Origin of the sequence: Chryseobacterium sp. IT-36CA2, from assembly GCF_949767875.1 — a bacterium.
Taxonomy (GTDB): domain Bacteria; phylum Bacteroidota; class Bacteroidia; order Flavobacteriales; family Weeksellaceae; genus Chryseobacterium.
In genome coordinates, this window is record NZ_CATKPG010000024.1 from 195529 (window position 1) to 210250 (window position 14722).

The 14722-nt window shown below is 35.7% G+C and carries 15 protein-coding genes; 9 read left to right on the forward strand and 6 right to left on the reverse strand.

Annotation, left to right across the window (positions count from 1 at the left end; genetic code table 11):
- Positions 1-3: 3 nt before the first annotated feature.
- Together ACM6F9_RS20080 and ACM6F9_RS20085 are read left to right on the forward strand one after the other, a co-directional pair.
- Positions 4-3720: a metallophosphoesterase gene (locus ACM6F9_RS20080; protein WP_414847317.1), complete on the forward strand. Its 3717-nt coding sequence runs from the start codon at positions 4-6 to the stop codon at positions 3718-3720.
- Between the two features lie 308 nt (positions 3721-4028).
- Entirely contained in the window at positions 4029-4748 is a 720-nt protein-coding gene (locus ACM6F9_RS20085; RefSeq protein ID WP_414847318.1) for a hypothetical protein, read from the forward strand.
- A 98-nt stretch (positions 4749-4846) separates the two neighbouring features.
- Here the strand turns inward: ACM6F9_RS20085 and ACM6F9_RS20090 are convergent, their stop codons facing one another.
- The 5 genes from ACM6F9_RS20090 to ruvX all read right to left on the reverse strand — a co-directional run bounded on the left by ACM6F9_RS20090 (position 4847) and on the right by ruvX (position 8449).
- Positions 4847-5719, reverse strand: a complete 873-nt coding sequence (locus tag ACM6F9_RS20090) for a hypothetical protein (protein WP_414847319.1) — start codon at positions 5717-5719, stop codon at positions 4847-4849.
- Between the two features lie 56 nt (positions 5720-5775).
- Positions 5776-6543, reverse strand: a complete 768-nt coding sequence (gene mazG, locus ACM6F9_RS20095; RefSeq protein ID WP_121489849.1) for a nucleoside triphosphate pyrophosphohydrolase — start codon at positions 6541-6543, stop codon at positions 5776-5778.
- Positions 6544-6830: 287 nt separating this feature from the next.
- The gene (locus ACM6F9_RS20100) at positions 6831-7388 is read right to left on the reverse strand and encodes a DUF5606 domain-containing protein (RefSeq protein WP_105704129.1); all 558 of its coding nucleotides are present in this window, start codon (positions 7386-7388) and stop codon (positions 6831-6833) included.
- A 75-nt stretch (positions 7389-7463) separates the two neighbouring features.
- On the reverse strand, positions 7464-8036 hold the full coding sequence (def, locus tag ACM6F9_RS20105; protein ID WP_105704086.1) for a peptide deformylase: 573 nt from the start codon (positions 8034-8036) through the stop codon (positions 7464-7466).
- Positions 8033-8449 carry a Holliday junction resolvase RuvX gene (gene ruvX, locus ACM6F9_RS20110; RefSeq protein WP_414847320.1) on the reverse strand — a complete coding sequence of 139 codons (417 nt, stop codon included), beginning with the start codon at positions 8447-8449 and terminating at the stop codon, positions 8033-8035. The genes def and ruvX overlap by 4 nt, the downstream gene beginning before the upstream one ends.
- Before the next feature lie 115 nt (positions 8450-8564).
- Between ruvX and ACM6F9_RS20115 the strand changes: the two genes are divergently transcribed.
- Together ACM6F9_RS20115 and ACM6F9_RS20120 are read left to right on the forward strand one after the other, a co-directional pair.
- Entirely contained in the window at positions 8565-9041 is a 477-nt protein-coding gene (locus ACM6F9_RS20115) for a SixA phosphatase family protein (RefSeq protein ID WP_103234333.1), read from the forward strand.
- Positions 9022-9915, forward strand: a complete 894-nt coding sequence (locus ACM6F9_RS20120; protein ID WP_414847321.1) for a Zn-dependent protease — start codon at positions 9022-9024, stop codon at positions 9913-9915. The genes ACM6F9_RS20115 and ACM6F9_RS20120 overlap by 20 nt, the downstream gene beginning before the upstream one ends.
- Positions 9916-10197: 282 nt before the next feature.
- Here the strand turns inward: ACM6F9_RS20120 and ACM6F9_RS20125 are convergent, their stop codons facing one another.
- Entirely contained in the window at positions 10198-11742 is a 1545-nt protein-coding gene (locus ACM6F9_RS20125; RefSeq protein ID WP_414847322.1) for a serine hydrolase, read from the reverse strand.
- An 88-nt stretch (positions 11743-11830) separates the two neighbouring features.
- On the opposite strand from ACM6F9_RS20125, the gene ACM6F9_RS20130 reads away from it, so the two are divergent.
- From ACM6F9_RS20130 to ACM6F9_RS20150, 5 genes are all read left to right on the forward strand, one after another.
- Entirely contained in the window at positions 11831-12298 is a 468-nt protein-coding gene (locus ACM6F9_RS20130) for a hypothetical protein (RefSeq protein ID WP_414847323.1), read from the forward strand.
- A gap of 61 nt (positions 12299-12359) precedes the next feature.
- The gene (locus ACM6F9_RS20135; RefSeq protein ID WP_414847324.1) at positions 12360-12809 is read left to right on the forward strand and encodes a hypothetical protein; all 450 of its coding nucleotides are present in this window, start codon (positions 12360-12362) and stop codon (positions 12807-12809) included.
- The gene (locus ACM6F9_RS20140) at positions 12809-13306 is read left to right on the forward strand and encodes a metallophosphoesterase family protein (RefSeq protein WP_414847325.1); all 498 of its coding nucleotides are present in this window, start codon (positions 12809-12811) and stop codon (positions 13304-13306) included. The genes ACM6F9_RS20135 and ACM6F9_RS20140 overlap by 1 nt, the downstream gene beginning before the upstream one ends.
- Positions 13307-13419: 113 nt before the next feature.
- Positions 13420-13914, forward strand: a complete 495-nt coding sequence (locus ACM6F9_RS20145; protein WP_414847326.1) for a Smr/MutS family protein — start codon at positions 13420-13422, stop codon at positions 13912-13914.
- Between the two features lie 18 nt (positions 13915-13932).
- Positions 13933-14649 (forward strand): DUF3822 family protein, encoded by a 717-nt coding sequence (locus tag ACM6F9_RS20150; RefSeq protein WP_414847327.1) that lies wholly within the window; start codon positions 13933-13935, stop codon positions 14647-14649.
- Positions 14650-14722 lie beyond the last annotated feature (73 nt).

A 14722-nucleotide genomic window follows, 5' to 3' on the forward strand; every position in this document is an offset into this window, starting at 1 on the left:
TTTATGAATTTATCCTTTAAAACTCATCTAAAAAATACTTCTATTGTTCTTCGAACGGTAATGTCCGCAGGAGTCCTTTATTCCTGTGCTACCTATGACGTTCAAAAGGGCAAAAACTTATATGAAGTAAAAGATTCCGAAATAAAATCCGATAATGATTTTAAACTCTTTCTGATCGGAGATGCTGGAAACTCGGATGAACCGCAGGCACAAAAAACACTGAATTTGCTGAAAAGTAAACTGGATTCTGCCGACAGTAATTCTATGCTGATCTTTCTTGGAGACAATATCTACCCGAATGGGATGCCCAAAGAAACAGATAATGAGTATGCTCTGGCAAAACAAAAACTGGAAAACCAGCTTGCCATAACCAAAAATTTCAAGGGGAAAACATTGGTTATTCCCGGAAATCATGACTGGTACAACGGACTGGAAGGATTGAACACCCAGGAAAGTCTGGTAAAAAAATATCTTGACGATAAAAAAGCATTTCTGCCTAAAAACGGATGTCCTATTGACGACATCAACATTTCTAAAGATATTAAGCTTATTGCCATTGATACAGAATGGGTAATTACAAACTGGGACAATCACCCGGGAATTAACAAGAACTGCAATATTAAAACCCGTGAAGTTTTTTTTGATGAATTTAAAGATCTCATTATCAAAAATCAGGGTAAAAAAATCATTGTTGCTCTGCACCACCCTATTATCAGCAGTGGAACCCATGCAGGTTTTAATTCCGCAAAGTCTCATCTTTATCCTTTCAAAAGTAAAGTTCCGGTTCCTGTAGTGGCAAGTGTTGTCAATATACTAAGGAGTTCCTCCGGAGCAAGCCCGGAAGATATCAATAACCAGCATTATGCAGATCTGGCTAACAGATTAAAAAGTATTGTTCAGGACAAGGAAAATATTATTTTCGTTTCCGGACATGATCATAACCTGCAATATCACGAAGATGGAAATCTAAGACAGATCATCAGTGGTGCAGGCTCTAAAATAGACCCGTCTACCATTGTAGAAAAAACTGATTTTTCTTACGGAGGCAGCGGTTTTGCTGTTTTAAATTTCAGAAAAGATGAAAGTACTGATGTTGAATATTTTTCTACAAAAGATGCACAGCTTAAAAAACTGACTCATATTTCCGTTATTTCCAAGCCGGATGTATTCATCAATAATTTTCCCAATTCTTTTCCGGCAACATTTTCATCAACCATTTATCCGGTCGCGCTTACTGAAAAGAGAAAATTTTACAGATGGCTCTGGGGAGATCATTACAGAAGATATTATGGAATTCCGATTGAAGCTCCAACTGCCAATCTTTCAGAATTGAATGGCGGATACACGCCTTTCAGAGAAGGTGGAGGAAACCAATCCAACAGCTTACGATTGAAATCTTCTGACGGGCAGGAATTTGTGATGCGTGGCGTGAAAAAAAGTGCCATTCGTTTTCTAAATAATATGGCTTTCACAAAAAGTACATTAGGAGAAGAACTTGCGGATACATTCCCAGAGAAATTTCTATTGGATTTTTATACCACCAATCATCCGTTTACTCCTTTTACGATCGGAAATATGTCTGAAAAGCTGAATATCTTCCACAGTAATCCAAAACTGTATTATATTCCTAAGCAGCATGCTTTGGGAAGGTACAACGAAGATTACGGGGATGAAATGTATATGATTGAAGAACGTTTTTCTTCGGATCCGAAAACATTAGCTGATCTCGATCATGCAAAAGATATTGTTTCTACGGATGATGTATTAAAAAACCTCAACAAAAGCGATAAATATTCTGTTGACAGAGAATCCTACATCAGAGCAAGATTATTTGATATGCTGATTGGTGACTGGGACAGACACTCTGATCAGTGGAAGTGGGCTGAATATGAAGTAGGTGACAAAGTAATCTATAAACCTATTCCGAAAGACAGAGATCAGGCGTTCAGTAAATATGACGGAGCTGCATTTAAACTTATTATGAATGTTCCGGCTATCCGCCATATGAAAACCTTTACAGAAGATATAAGCAGTGTAAAGTGGCTTGCCATGGAACCTTACCCGATGGATCTCGTTTTCTTAAAAGGTGCAGACCAAAGTGAATGGGAAGCACAGGCAAAATATATCCAGGAACACCTGACTGATGCAGATATTGATGATGCCTTCCACAATCTTCCGAAAGAAGTACAGGACGATACTATTGCTGAAATCCAGAGAAAACTGAAAGCAAGAAAAACAAAACTTGTGAGCTACGCCAGCCAGTATTATGATGTATTGCAGAAAAAAGTACCACTGGCAGGAACCATACATCCTGATAAATTTGTTATCACGAAAAACGGACATACTGTCCTCGTACAACAATATAAACTGGGCAAGGATAAAGATAAGAATGAACTGGTTTTTGAAAAGACTTATCATGACTCAAAAACAAAAGAACTGTGGATCTACGGATTGGAAGATGATGATACTTATATAGTAACGGGAAGCGGAAATCCTAAAATGACAATCAGACTGATTGGTGGATATAATCATGATACCTACAATGTTGCAGATGGACGAAAAGTAAAGATTTATGATTTTAAATCTCAAAAAAACACTTACAATTCCGGAAACGCAACCAAAAATATCACTGATGATTATGACATTAACAGTTATAATTATAAGCATCCGAAATACAATTCTTTTGCGGGGTACCCCAATTTGGACTACAACCCGGATGATGGTGTTATTGTAGGGGTTCTGGCTAATTATACTGTAAATAATTTCATCCGTGATCCTTTCACTCAAAGACACAGCTTAAAAGCTAATTTTTATACGGCTACAGCCGGGTTCAGCCTTACCTATAAGGGAATATTTAAAAAGGCGATCTCCGGTTGGGATTTCAATCTTGATGCATTTTATACTACGCCAAGATTCTCCCAAAACTTCTTTGGCCTTTCCAATGAAAGTGAATACGACAAAGAAGATACAGAAAGAGAATACAACAGAGCCAGAATTTCAAAGTTCAACTTTGCACCTTCCATTTATAAGAAAAGCTGGATGAACCTCAGCCACCAGTTTCAATTAACTTTTGAAGATAATAAAGTACAAAGAAAGGCGGACCGTTTTATCAATCAGTCTCCGGATGTAAGACCGGGGGTATTTAACAGCCAGCAGTTCGTAGGAGCCAATTATACATTTGGTTATAAAAATGCGGATAATGCGGCCTTCCCTACTCTTGGCCTTGAATTCATGCTTAACGCAGACTGGAAAGCAACGCTTTCTGATTTTAATAAAAACTTTGTAACCGTAAAAGGAAAATTGGCTGTTGACCACAGAATTGATAAGAGAGGAAAATTTGTATTTGCCAATTCCAGTAACGTGATGTGGATCAACAATAATAATTTTGAGTTCTATCAGGCGGCAACCATTGGAGGCAACAACGGAATGAGAGCATTCAGAAATGAAAGATTTGCCGGAAGATCCTATTTTACTAATAACTCGGAAATCCGATGGGATTTTGGGAGGGTAAGAAATAATATTGCTCCTGCCAACATGGGAATCCTTATCGGGTACGATATTGGCCGAGTATGGAATGACACTGAAAATTCCAGAAAATGGCATCAGTCTGCCGGTGCCGGAGTATGGTTAAGTATTGTAGAAATGATGTCTGCAAGATTAAACTATTTCTATGGTTCTGATGGGGGAAGACTTTCTGCGGGGATAGGAATGAAGTTTTAAATGATCTTTCTAAAAAGAAATTAATTCAAATTTACACAGCAACATTTAAAACGCAAACACCTGTAAATAAGTTATTTAAACTCAATTAAAATAATTATTCGAAAAAAAATCAATTTTAATTGAATTTAATAATTCTAATTTTCAGCTAACATTTTTTATCAATAATATAAATATGGCTTTTATTTAAAAGCCATATTTTCAGTCATATAGATCAAACTTAGACATAGCTTTATATGTTTATTAATTTATTAAAAAATAGACATTTTAAAAACATTCTATATTTGTTTCAATAAAAAATCAACAATTGAATGAAAAAAAAGCTATTCTATATGGCGTTATTCGTCATGTTCGTAAACTTAAGTGCACAAATAGGGATTAAAACATCCACGCCGCAAAACACCTTACACGTTAACGGCTCCCTTCAAGTTGTGAAAGACCTGAATGTAGGTGGAGATGATAAAACAAAAGGAAATTCAGGAAACAAAGGTGAAGTCCTGATGTCAAATGGAGTTGGTAATGCTCCGGTTTGGAAAACGATTGAATCAGAAAACTTTCTCAAAGTAGTATATGTTGGTAATAAAACAGACATCAGCCCAGCAAGCGGAAGCTACACAGGAACACATTCTACACCAGTGAACACTCACGAAAGTTATTCGCAAACGTATGTTTTCAATGTAAGCAATAAGATTGACACTGCCTATTTAACTTACAATTCCACAACGGGTCTTTTCACAGTAGTAAAGCCCGGATTTTATAATATTGTTCCCTATGCTACTTATGATCTTAATCTGAACCCTTCAGGACAAACCGCTGGAACGGCTAATTCCTATATCCAGAAAGTTTCCCCAAACCAAATAACACTAGCTGGTATATCAACAGGACACGGAGAGCGCACTACAGGATTGAATCACAATCTTTCATCCATTAACTTTTTCAATACGGGCGAGACTTTCAGAATACGCTGTCGTTATACTCAGAATTTCAGATTGTCAAGTGGTAATATTCATATATCTTACCTTACTCCATAACCGATACAAACATCAATCACTTTAATACTTTCATATATTCAAAAACCCCACAGATTTATGCTGTGGGGTTTTAATTTTATTGAAATAAAATATATTATTTAAAGAGAAAACGTATACACATTTCCACCTTCATCTTTGCCCTTCTCATCAGCAATCATTAATGTCTTATCATCAAGAAAAACAATGGCTTCTTTCTGAGAATTATGATGTAAAGGAATTTTTTGAATTTTTGCAGCATTGAAATTATCGGCAGTAAATCCGGAAAGAACATGCACATTTTTGTGGGTTAGCAACACAATTTTATCTTTCGTCCTGTTGATGGTAGCAGAGGTAATTGCCGCATCATTATAACCTCCTTCAAGCTTTAATGTTCCAATTAACTTCGCTTCAAAATTTCCTTCTTTATTAGGCACTTGAAATACAAGGAAAGTTCCGTCAAAACCTTTGCTCCTGTTTTTAGTAAACAAATAGAAATTTCCATCCATTTCTACAAAAGCTTCACAATCGTATAATAGATTTGATTTTTTAGGTGGAAATTCAGTCTGTCCCTGATAATGGAATTTTGTAGTCTGAACCACTTTCGTCACGGTTTGCTTACTATCTTTCAAATCTGTTTTTAAGATAGCCAGATCCTGCCGGTTATTATCATTATTTCCAAAATCTCCAATATAAATATTTCCCTGAGTATCTGATATGATATCTTCCCAGTCTGTATTCTCAGTATTTTCTACCGGTACTTTTGCTACCATTTCCCCTTTATTATTTACCCCGTATATTGCATTTTTATTCCCTCTGTCTTCGATCAGCCAAATAGTATTTTTATCTTTAGACAAAGTAATTCCGGAAACTTCCTTCAACTTTTTGGGTAAAGAAAACTGAACTTTCAGTTCATCTTCTTTAGCAGGAGAATTCTGAGCTTTTGGATTGCAGCTCAATAAAAGCAGAGCAGGTAAAATAAGAAAACGTAGCATATTTATTTTTTATTTTTTAACTGAATATAAGAAGCATTAATTATTCCAATCAGGAATTATGAAAGTTTTTTTGCCTTTTCCCAGAGAACATCCATTTCTTCAAGAGACATATCTGCCAATTTCAGATCCTGATCCTCTGCAAGTCCTTCCATTTTTTGAAATCTCGAAATAAACTTCAGATTGGTTCTTTCCAGAGCAGAATCCGGATTGATTCCTGAAATTCTTGCATAATTGATCAGAGAGAAAAATACATCACCCAATTCCTGTTCTTTTTTATCCAAATCAGTCTCTGCATGAAACTCCTGAATCTCTTCATCTACTTTTTTCCATGCATCTTCAGCATCGTGGAATTCGAAACCGATTCCTTTTACCTTATCCTGAATTCTGTAAGCTTTTACCAAACTCGGCAGGCTTTTCGGCACTCCCCCTAAAATGGATTTGTTACCTTCTTTTAATTTTAATTTCTCCCAGTTCTGTTTCACTTCTTCTTCGTCTTTCACTTCAACATCTCCATAAATATGGGGATGACGGAAGATCAGTTTTTCATTCAGAGAATTAATGACATCTGCAATATCGAAACTTTCTTTTTCGGAACCAATTTTAGCATAAAAAACCAGATGAAGCAGAACATCACCCAATTCCTTTTTTATTTCCTGTAAATCGTTCTGCAAAATAGCATCCGAAAGTTCGTAAGTCTCTTCAAGCGTAAGATGACGAAGGGATTCTAACGTTTGTTTCTGATCCCATGGACATTTTTCACGCAAATCATCCATAATATCCAGTAATCTGCCAAAGGCTTCCAGTTTCTCCTGTTTCGTATTCATAAGTTATGGGAAATTCAATCTTATACAAATGTAAGGGATATTTTGGGTCTGTGGTAGAGGTTGGATGGGAAAGTTGGGAGTTTGGGGTGCGAGATGCGGGGTTCATGGTTTAATGTTTAATGTTTAATGTTTAATGTTTAAAGATAAAACATCAAATTTGAGCATGACAGAAAATCCCGCCCTAATCCCTGCAACCTATCCTCTAATACCTGCTACCTGCCTAAAACAAAAAGCCTTGTCCGGAACTTCCAGACAAGGCTTTGTATTTTTAATTCAAATTAAATGAATTATCCTTGTTTTCTATGTGTACTTTTAGGAGCTGATTTTGCAGCTGAAGTAGCTTTTACTTTTGGAGCAGCTGGTTTCTCTGCTTTTGGAGCTTTCTTAGCTTCTTTTTCAATGCTTACTTCTTCTGTTGCTGGCTCTCCGTCCAAAGTTTCAGGCTCTGCTTTTACAAAGCTATCCGGAGTGATATATCCTGCTTTATGAAGGATGTTATACCACTGAGCCAATTTCTTGATATCAGAAGAATATACTCTTTCTGTATCATAGTTAGGAAGAGAAGCTAGCATGAAATCTTTCAAATCTGCATCAGAAGATTTGTGAGAAATAGTTTCCTTATAATCATTGTTTTTAGCAATATTTTCAAATACTTCAAACAAAGGAACTTCTTTCTCAAATGTAAACATAGCAATATTGTCCAGTAAGCTTACCTGGCTTGAGTTTCCAATGCTTACTTTTTTCTTGTTGGTAACATCTTCAATGATGAATCCGTTTCTTAATTGAGAAACTAATTTGAAAAGTCCTGGTTTTCCAGAAATTGAAATTATTTTTTCTAACAGCATAATTTTATTTTTTGTAAATTCTGCAATCAGCACTAGCTTTTTGCTTTTTATTATTCGTTTTAATCCTTGTTTAAATTACTTTGGAAATCTCATTTTGTAACCGATGTTTACGTCACCCTGAGAGATTTTTGTCAGTTTACCTTTTACCAGTTTCTTTTTCAAAGAACTCAGGTGGTCAGTAAATAAAACCCCTTCAATGTGGTCATATTCATGCTGAATTACGCGGGCTCTAATATCGGAAAAAGTTTCTGTATGTTTCACAAAATTTTCGTCATAATATTCAATAACGATAGTCCCTTTTCTTTTCACGTCTTCTCTTACATCCGGAATAGAAAGACAACCTTCATTGAACTTCCATTCTTCACCAGACTCTTCAAGAATTTGGGCATTGATAAATACTTTTTTGAACTCTGCCAATTCATCTTTAATATCTTCATAATCCTCATCTTCTGCAAGAGGCGTCACATCTATTACAAACAGACGGATATCCAAACCAATCTGAGGCGCTGCAAGACCTATGCCATTTGCGCTGTACATGGTTTCGAACATGTTATCTATCAGTTCCTGTAATTCGGGATAGTCTTTTTCTATATCTTTTCCCACTTTTCTCAAAACAGGATCCCCAAAAGCTCTTATCGGTAATATCATCTTAATCTTTGTTCTAAAAAATTCTGCAATATGATGGTTGCACTTACTTTATCTATTAATCCTTTTTCCTGCCTCTTTTTCTTATTTTTTCCACTTTGGGAAATAAAAAACGAAGCCATTTTGGAAGTAAATCTTTCATCAAAACGATGAACCGCAATATCCGAAAATTCTTTTTTAAATTCTTCAATGAATTTTAAAATATCGGTTTCAACTTCCGAAACATTTCCTTTCAAATCTATGGGAAGCCCAACTACAACTCCATCTACTTTGTTTTCACTGAAATATTTTTTCAAAAATTCCATTAAAAAACGGTTCTCTACAGTCTCCAGCCCACTGGCTATAATCTGCATATCATCAGTTGCGGCAATACCACAACGAGCTTTTCCGTAGTCTATTGCAAGAATTTGTCCCATAAGTCTGCAAATTTAGTAAAATTTACTGATTTTATTCATAACGCAGTTTTTTTATATAAATCATGTTTTATTCCATTATTTTTTTTATAATTTTAATCTTCCAAAAAACAATTATATGAAGAAACTCATCCTCGTAAGACATGCGAAAAGCGACTGGCCGGAGGAAACGGAGGATTTTGACAGACCCTTGGCAGACAAGGGTTTGGAGGATGCTATGCATATGTCCAGATTCCTGAAAAGCAATAATATTTCCATTGATCATTTTGTGTCCAGCCCTGCGGTACGTGCACTGAATACCTGTAAAATTTTTAACCAGGCTTATCAACTCAACTGTTCCACTGATGAAAAATTGTATAATCCTTCGGAAAGAAGTTTTGAATCTGTGATCTACGATCTGGATGATAACCTGAATTCGGTTGCTTTCTTCTCCCACAATAATGGAATTTCCAATTTTGCCAATTCCATTTCTGAAGATATTTTCCATTTCCCCACCTGCGGAGTGGCCGGTTTTGAAGTAGACTGTGAATCCTGGTCTGAATTCGACGGTGCTAAAAAGAAATTGCTTTTCTTTTATGAACCCGGGAAAATTTAATTTCACTTCATTATTTTTTTATGTTACAACACTGATCCTTCTTTTCTCATGCCAGAAACAGAAGAAAACTTATTATGAATCTATTTCACTGAATGATATCAAGCTTTCTTCTTCACCAAAACCTGGAAGCTGGCGGTATAATCATGATGAACATTTCCAGACGTTTGAAGATTTTCAAAAATTAAAAAAGATAAAACCAGAACCTGGAAAAAACACCATCTACCTTCAGCCTATCGGAACTTTTGATGAGCTTCAGAAAAAGGAAATAGCTCTCACAAAAGAATACTTAAAAATATATTATCAGCTGGAAACAAAAATACTGCCTGCTCTACCCAATACCATCTTTCCTGAAAAAGTGAAAAGAATTTCAAAAGAAGGTCAGGAACAGATTCTTGCAGGATATGTGCTGGACAGCATTCTGATCAAAAGAAAGCCTAAAGATGCTGTAGTACTAATGGGAATTACGGAAAAAGATCTTTTCCCAAAACCGGAATGGAACTACATTTTCGGACTCGCATCCTATGAAGATGGTGTAGGAGTAACTTCGATGTACAGATTTTCAAATGGACATTTAACCGATTCAAATTTCAATGAGAGTCTTTTAAGATTAATAAAAATAAGTTCACACGAAATTGGACATATGTTCGGAATCAGCCACTGCCTGAATGCTAGCTGTGTGATGAATGGAACCAATTCATTACCGGAAACCGATTATCATCTGGCCAGAGCCTGCTCACTTTGCCAAAGAAAATTGAATTCAAGCATCCATTATGACAATAAAAAAAGGCTTCTTGAACTCAAAAATTTCTTTGAGAAACAACATCTTAATACGGAACTTTCCTTAGCACAGCAGGATCTGAATCTTGTACAGTAAACCAGTATTTCTATTACCGACTGCATATTCCCCTCCTCCAGAGGGGTGGCGAAAATTCAAAAAATTTTTGACGGGGTGGTTAGTTTCGGCTAAAGCCATTATCGTTATAAACATGAAAAAACGGGCTAAAGCCCGTTCCTATTGAATTATTTCAGTTCTAATTTTCAATGATCATTAAAATTAGTGTTATCTGTGAATAAATTAGTGGCATTCGTGTTTGAGCAACAAAAAAGAACGGACCAATGCCCGTTCTTCATAGAATATCTTTTATGCTTTCGCTTTTTACTTCTTCTTCAAATCCAGATCATCAAAATCAAAACTGAAATCCGTCACATCAGAGATCGCTTTCAATTTTGCAGATTCTGCTTTTCCGTTTTCATCATAGTTGAAAATAATATAAGCATCGGCATCATAGCTTCTGTCGTCCCATTTAATGATAAAAGAATTGTTGGAATAAGGAAGTAATTCTCCTTTTAATCTTGGAGAGTTTTTACATGAAATTCTGTACGTTTTTCCCTGCTGGGCAATTTCTACATCACCAAACCAAACGTCATTATAGGTTCCTGTAAACTGCTCTGCCTTTGGCTGCAGAGATTTTTCTTTTTTGAATGCTTCAGATTTTGCAAAAGCATCTTTCTTCTGCTTATTAAATTCTGCTTCCATTTTAGACATTCTGTCGCCGTATGTTTTCAGCCAGTTTCTATCTGCTACACCAAGATAAGAATCTTTAACAGTATTCGTAATGGTATTAAAAGCGGCACCGGACTGCTGGTTTGTCAATACGACAATCCCTAGTTTCATATCCGGAATTAAAGTAAACTGAGTTACCGTACCAATCAAACCTCCGGTATGTTGTACTTGTTTGTGACCTTTAACATCACTTAGGAACCAGCCTAAACCATATCCGTAAAAACTTGTATCATAAGGATTCTTCGCAGCTACTCTGTCTGGAATCTGAAGGCTCCAAAGTTGTTGAACATTCTTATCAGAAACCAGCTTTTTCCCGTCTTTTGTGGTGAAGTTATTCAATAGACATTCTGCCCAGGTTGTCATATCTTTGATATTACTCATGATTCCTCCTGCAGCATTGCCTGTCTCGTTCCAGTCATGAGGAACCGCGATTGCTTTTCCGTCTACCGGAGCGTGTGCATCAATTTTATTGGCTATAGTTTTTGCTCTGTTGTAACTTCCGAAACTTGAAGTCATTCCTACAGGTTTCATAATTCTCTGTTCAATAAATTCTGCCCAGCTTAATCCGGAAACTCTGTGAATCACTTCTCCGGCTACAATAAACATGATATTATTATAATCCAGTTTTGTTCGGAATGGATTCTCTGGTTTAAGGTATCTCACATTGTGAACGATATCATTCACTGTCATGCTTCCTCCTTCCGGAAAAAACATAAGATCTCCCTGACCAAGGCCTAATCCTGCTCTATGTGTGATAAGATCTTTGATCGTTACATTTTGAGAAACGTAGGGGTCATACATTTGGAACTCAGGAATATATTTTGAAACTTTATCATCCCAGTTCAGTTTTCCTTCATCCGCTAATATTGCTAATGCTGTACACGTAAAACCTTTAGAATTGGAAGCAATACCTACTAATGTATTATCATCCATAGGCTTTTTAGAAGTAAGAGAACGTACACCAAAACCTTTGGAATAGATCATTTTGCCATCTTTCACAATCCCTACAGACATTCCAGGTACATCAAAGGTTTTCAGGGTATTTTGGATCAGTTCGTCCAGTTTTTTTTCTTCAACCTGCGCATTCGCCAATCCTACGGTTAAAAGAAAAATGAAAAAAGAAAGTTTCTGTTTCATTGTTTATTTTAATTTTCCCAAATTTACTAAATATTAAGCGATGCTAATTTTAGCAATGTTAAAACTTTACAATAAATCAGTTGTATTCATGAAAAAGCCTATTTGTATCTGTATTTTCTCTTTTTTCGCTATTATTGGTATCAAAGCCCAGGACAAAACTGCCAATCCTTTTCTTTTGCAAACTTGGAATCTCAGTAAAATGGATTCCTATATTTATACCTATGAAAAACAGGATGGCTTTGAAGCAAGAAGAGAAGGAATAAGATTTCAGAAAAACGGAAAAATAACTGGGAATCTCATTAAATCTACCTTGAGGTATGATGCTCTGGAGGAACCTGTAACTAAAAAAAATGAAAAACCAGACCGTTATATCGGAAGCTGGAAAAAAGCTTCAGATTCTACACTGACTATACTATTTCCTTACAATACCAATATGACCGGTACTTTTGTGATTTCAAAACTTACAGAGAATCAATTGAAATTAAAAAAAGTTTTCAGCGCGGATATTGAAAAGAAACTGGATTCTATCAGGAAAACAAAAAATATTACGGACTAAAATCTCCTATGAATTGATGAATGCTTCTTTATATTTGCAATCTTAAAAAATAATAGTAAAAATGACAATAAAAAGGTTATTGGCTTTCTTCTTACTGATGATAAGCTGTAATTTATATTTTTCTCAGGATGTCACCATCAAAGACAATAAAGTTTTACTGGATGGAAAACAGATCCTGAAAGCTGAAAAGATCAACGTGGCACAGTATTCATTCTTCTCGATGAAAGATGATGAGGAAATCCTCCTTTACCGATACATGGATAATGAAACTCCAAGATATGTAAGTGATGATTATTTTATTCTGAATTTTCTCACAGAAAAAACAAAAGTAGAATCTACTGACCTAGGCAAAATCTCCAATTTCATGAATTCCAAAAAAGGAATGGAAAAGCTGGTAAAATGGTTACTGAAAGAAAGAGTAATCAATCATGATGGAGAACTTAATCCTGACCGCGTAGCAATATTCAAAGATAAATACCACGAAAATATCACTGAAAGAACCCTTAGATAATGACAAAAGTTCTTCTCCTCTCCGACTCTCATTCGTATATTGATGACAGAATTCTGGAATATGCTTCTCAGGCTGATGAAATATGGCATTGCGGAGATTTCGGAAGTCTGGATGTAATTGAACAGCTGGAAAAAATAAAACCTTTAAAAGGAGTCTACGGAAACATTGATAACGCTAAAATTCAAGCTGAATTTCCTGAAGTAAACCGTTTCTTTTGTGAAAAGCTGGAAGTTTTGATGATCCACATCGGAGGGTATCCCGGAAAATATACCCCACTCACAAAGAAAGAAATTGCAGAAAAAGCTCCGAAATTGTTTATTTCAGGGCACTCTCATATTTTGAAAGCGATGTATGACGAGAAAAATAAGCTTCTTCATCTAAATCCCGGTGCCTGTGGAAAACAGGGATGGCATAAAGTAAGAACCATGATGCGCTTTGTGGTAGACGGTGAGGAAATCAAAGATCTGGAAGTGATTGAACTGGGACCGAGAGTTTGATGAGTGAGAGCCTATAAGAGTTGGAGGGGTTTGAGCGTAAAGGAGTTTGTTTTCTATACGTTTTACTTTTTACCTTTGCACCAATAATGGATTCAGACAATTCTTAAAAAATTATGAAGATCGGCGACAAAGTTTCGGTAGTAGATGAAGATTTAAGCGGAGTAATTACTTCCGTCAAGGGAAATATTGTCGTTTTTAAAGATGAATATGGCTTTACCCATCAATATCCAAAAGAAAAACTGGTTCCTAAGGATGCTGATCTCTATGAAAATATGAGAGTAGTAAGAAAAGCAGAACCTAAAAAAGTGATTTCTAAGAAACATCAGAAAAATCATTTGGTTTTAGACCTGCATTTTCATAATTTGGTAAAGAACCCCAATGATTACGACAGCTTTGAAAGACTGTTTATTCAAAAGGAAAAACTGATTGAGGTGATTGAATTTTGCAGAAGGAACAACCTGAAGAGGCTGGAAATTGTTCATGGCATTGGCGATGGCACTTTGCAGAGGATGGTTCGGGACGTTTTGGAAAGCCAGGTCAATATTGATTTTTATAATAAGGAAATACTTCACCATCAATCGGGTGCGGTAATGGTAGAATTTCACTAAATTTGCAGGAATTGAAATATGAACGTACTTAATTTACTTTTTACCAAAGACGGATTAATCTATCAGATTGTTAAAAACAAAAACATTCTGGAGGAAAAGTCTTATTTCGTGACTGAAGAGACACCAGCCAATCTTATTGAGCAAAAACTGGACGAGGTTCTTATTAAGCAGCGCTTTGATGAGATCCAGGTAATTTCAGCATTTAATCATTTTACCCTGATGCCGGAAGGTTTTTCTGAGCATGAGGCAGGATTTGATCTGATTGCCTTCAATGCTCCTGCCAACAGAGAACAGGAAGAACTGATGCTTTCTATCAACAAAAAATTCAACATTCAGTTTTATTATACTTTCCCGAAAAATTATTATAAAAAAATAAAAGAGCTGGCAATACCGGTTCATTTTAATTTCTCCGGAGAAAAGTTCCTAAGTTCGATCAATAATAAAACCAATAAGGAAATTCATATCAATCTTTACCATAACCAGTGTGAGTTTTTTGCGATTGACAATAAAAAAATCATCCTTTATAATAATCTGGATGTCAACTCTGAAGTAGATTTCCTTTATTTCATCATGTTTACATTGAGCAAAATAGGTTTTGGAATCAATGAAACTACTTTTTATGCTTATGGAGAAACTACAGAAAATGAAACATTCATCTCCGAACTTCAGAAATTTGTTAAAAACCTGAAAATTGTTTTTGACAATATTCCAAATAAGAATTTTATACTTAACTAGGTTGCAGGCCGCAGGTAATAGGAATTAGATCCTAAACACAATCACCTGCCACCTATAATCTACAACCTAAACC

Excerpts from the sequence above, each read along its gene's own strand:
- ACM6F9_RS20080 (WP_414847317.1), top strand. The coding sequence starts at position 4 with ATGAATTTATCCTTTAAAACTCATCTAAAAAATACTTCTATTGTTCTT.
- ACM6F9_RS20085 (WP_414847318.1), top strand. The coding sequence starts at position 4,029 with ATGAAAAAAAAGCTATTCTATATGGCGTTATTCGTCATGTTCGTAAAC.
- ACM6F9_RS20090 (WP_414847319.1), bottom strand. The coding sequence starts at position 5,719 with ATGCTACGTTTTCTTATTTTACCTGCTCTGCTTTTATTGAGCTGCAAT.
- mazG (WP_121489849.1), bottom strand. The coding sequence starts at position 6,543 with ATGAATACGAAACAGGAGAAACTGGAAGCCTTTGGCAGATTACTGGAT.
- ACM6F9_RS20100 (WP_105704129.1), bottom strand. The coding sequence starts at position 7,388 with ATGCTGTTAGAAAAAATAATTTCAATTTCTGGAAAACCAGGACTTTTC.
- def (WP_105704086.1), bottom strand. The coding sequence starts at position 8,036 with ATGATATTACCGATAAGAGCTTTTGGGGATCCTGTTTTGAGAAAAGTG.
- ruvX (WP_414847320.1), bottom strand. The coding sequence starts at position 8,449 with ATGGGACAAATTCTTGCAATAGACTACGGAAAAGCTCGTTGTGGTATT.
- ACM6F9_RS20115 (WP_103234333.1), top strand. The coding sequence starts at position 8,565 with ATGAAGAAACTCATCCTCGTAAGACATGCGAAAAGCGACTGGCCGGAG.
- ACM6F9_RS20120 (WP_414847321.1), top strand. The coding sequence starts at position 9,022 with ATGAACCCGGGAAAATTTAATTTCACTTCATTATTTTTTTATGTTACA.
- ACM6F9_RS20125 (WP_414847322.1), bottom strand. The coding sequence starts at position 11,742 with ATGAAACAGAAACTTTCTTTTTTCATTTTTCTTTTAACCGTAGGATTG.
- ACM6F9_RS20130 (WP_414847323.1), top strand. The coding sequence starts at position 11,831 with ATGAAAAAGCCTATTTGTATCTGTATTTTCTCTTTTTTCGCTATTATT.
- ACM6F9_RS20135 (WP_414847324.1), top strand. The coding sequence starts at position 12,360 with ATGACAATAAAAAGGTTATTGGCTTTCTTCTTACTGATGATAAGCTGT.
- ACM6F9_RS20140 (WP_414847325.1), top strand. The coding sequence starts at position 12,809 with ATGACAAAAGTTCTTCTCCTCTCCGACTCTCATTCGTATATTGATGAC.
- ACM6F9_RS20145 (WP_414847326.1), top strand. The coding sequence starts at position 13,420 with ATGAAGATCGGCGACAAAGTTTCGGTAGTAGATGAAGATTTAAGCGGA.
- ACM6F9_RS20150 (WP_414847327.1), top strand. The coding sequence starts at position 13,933 with ATGAACGTACTTAATTTACTTTTTACCAAAGACGGATTAATCTATCAG.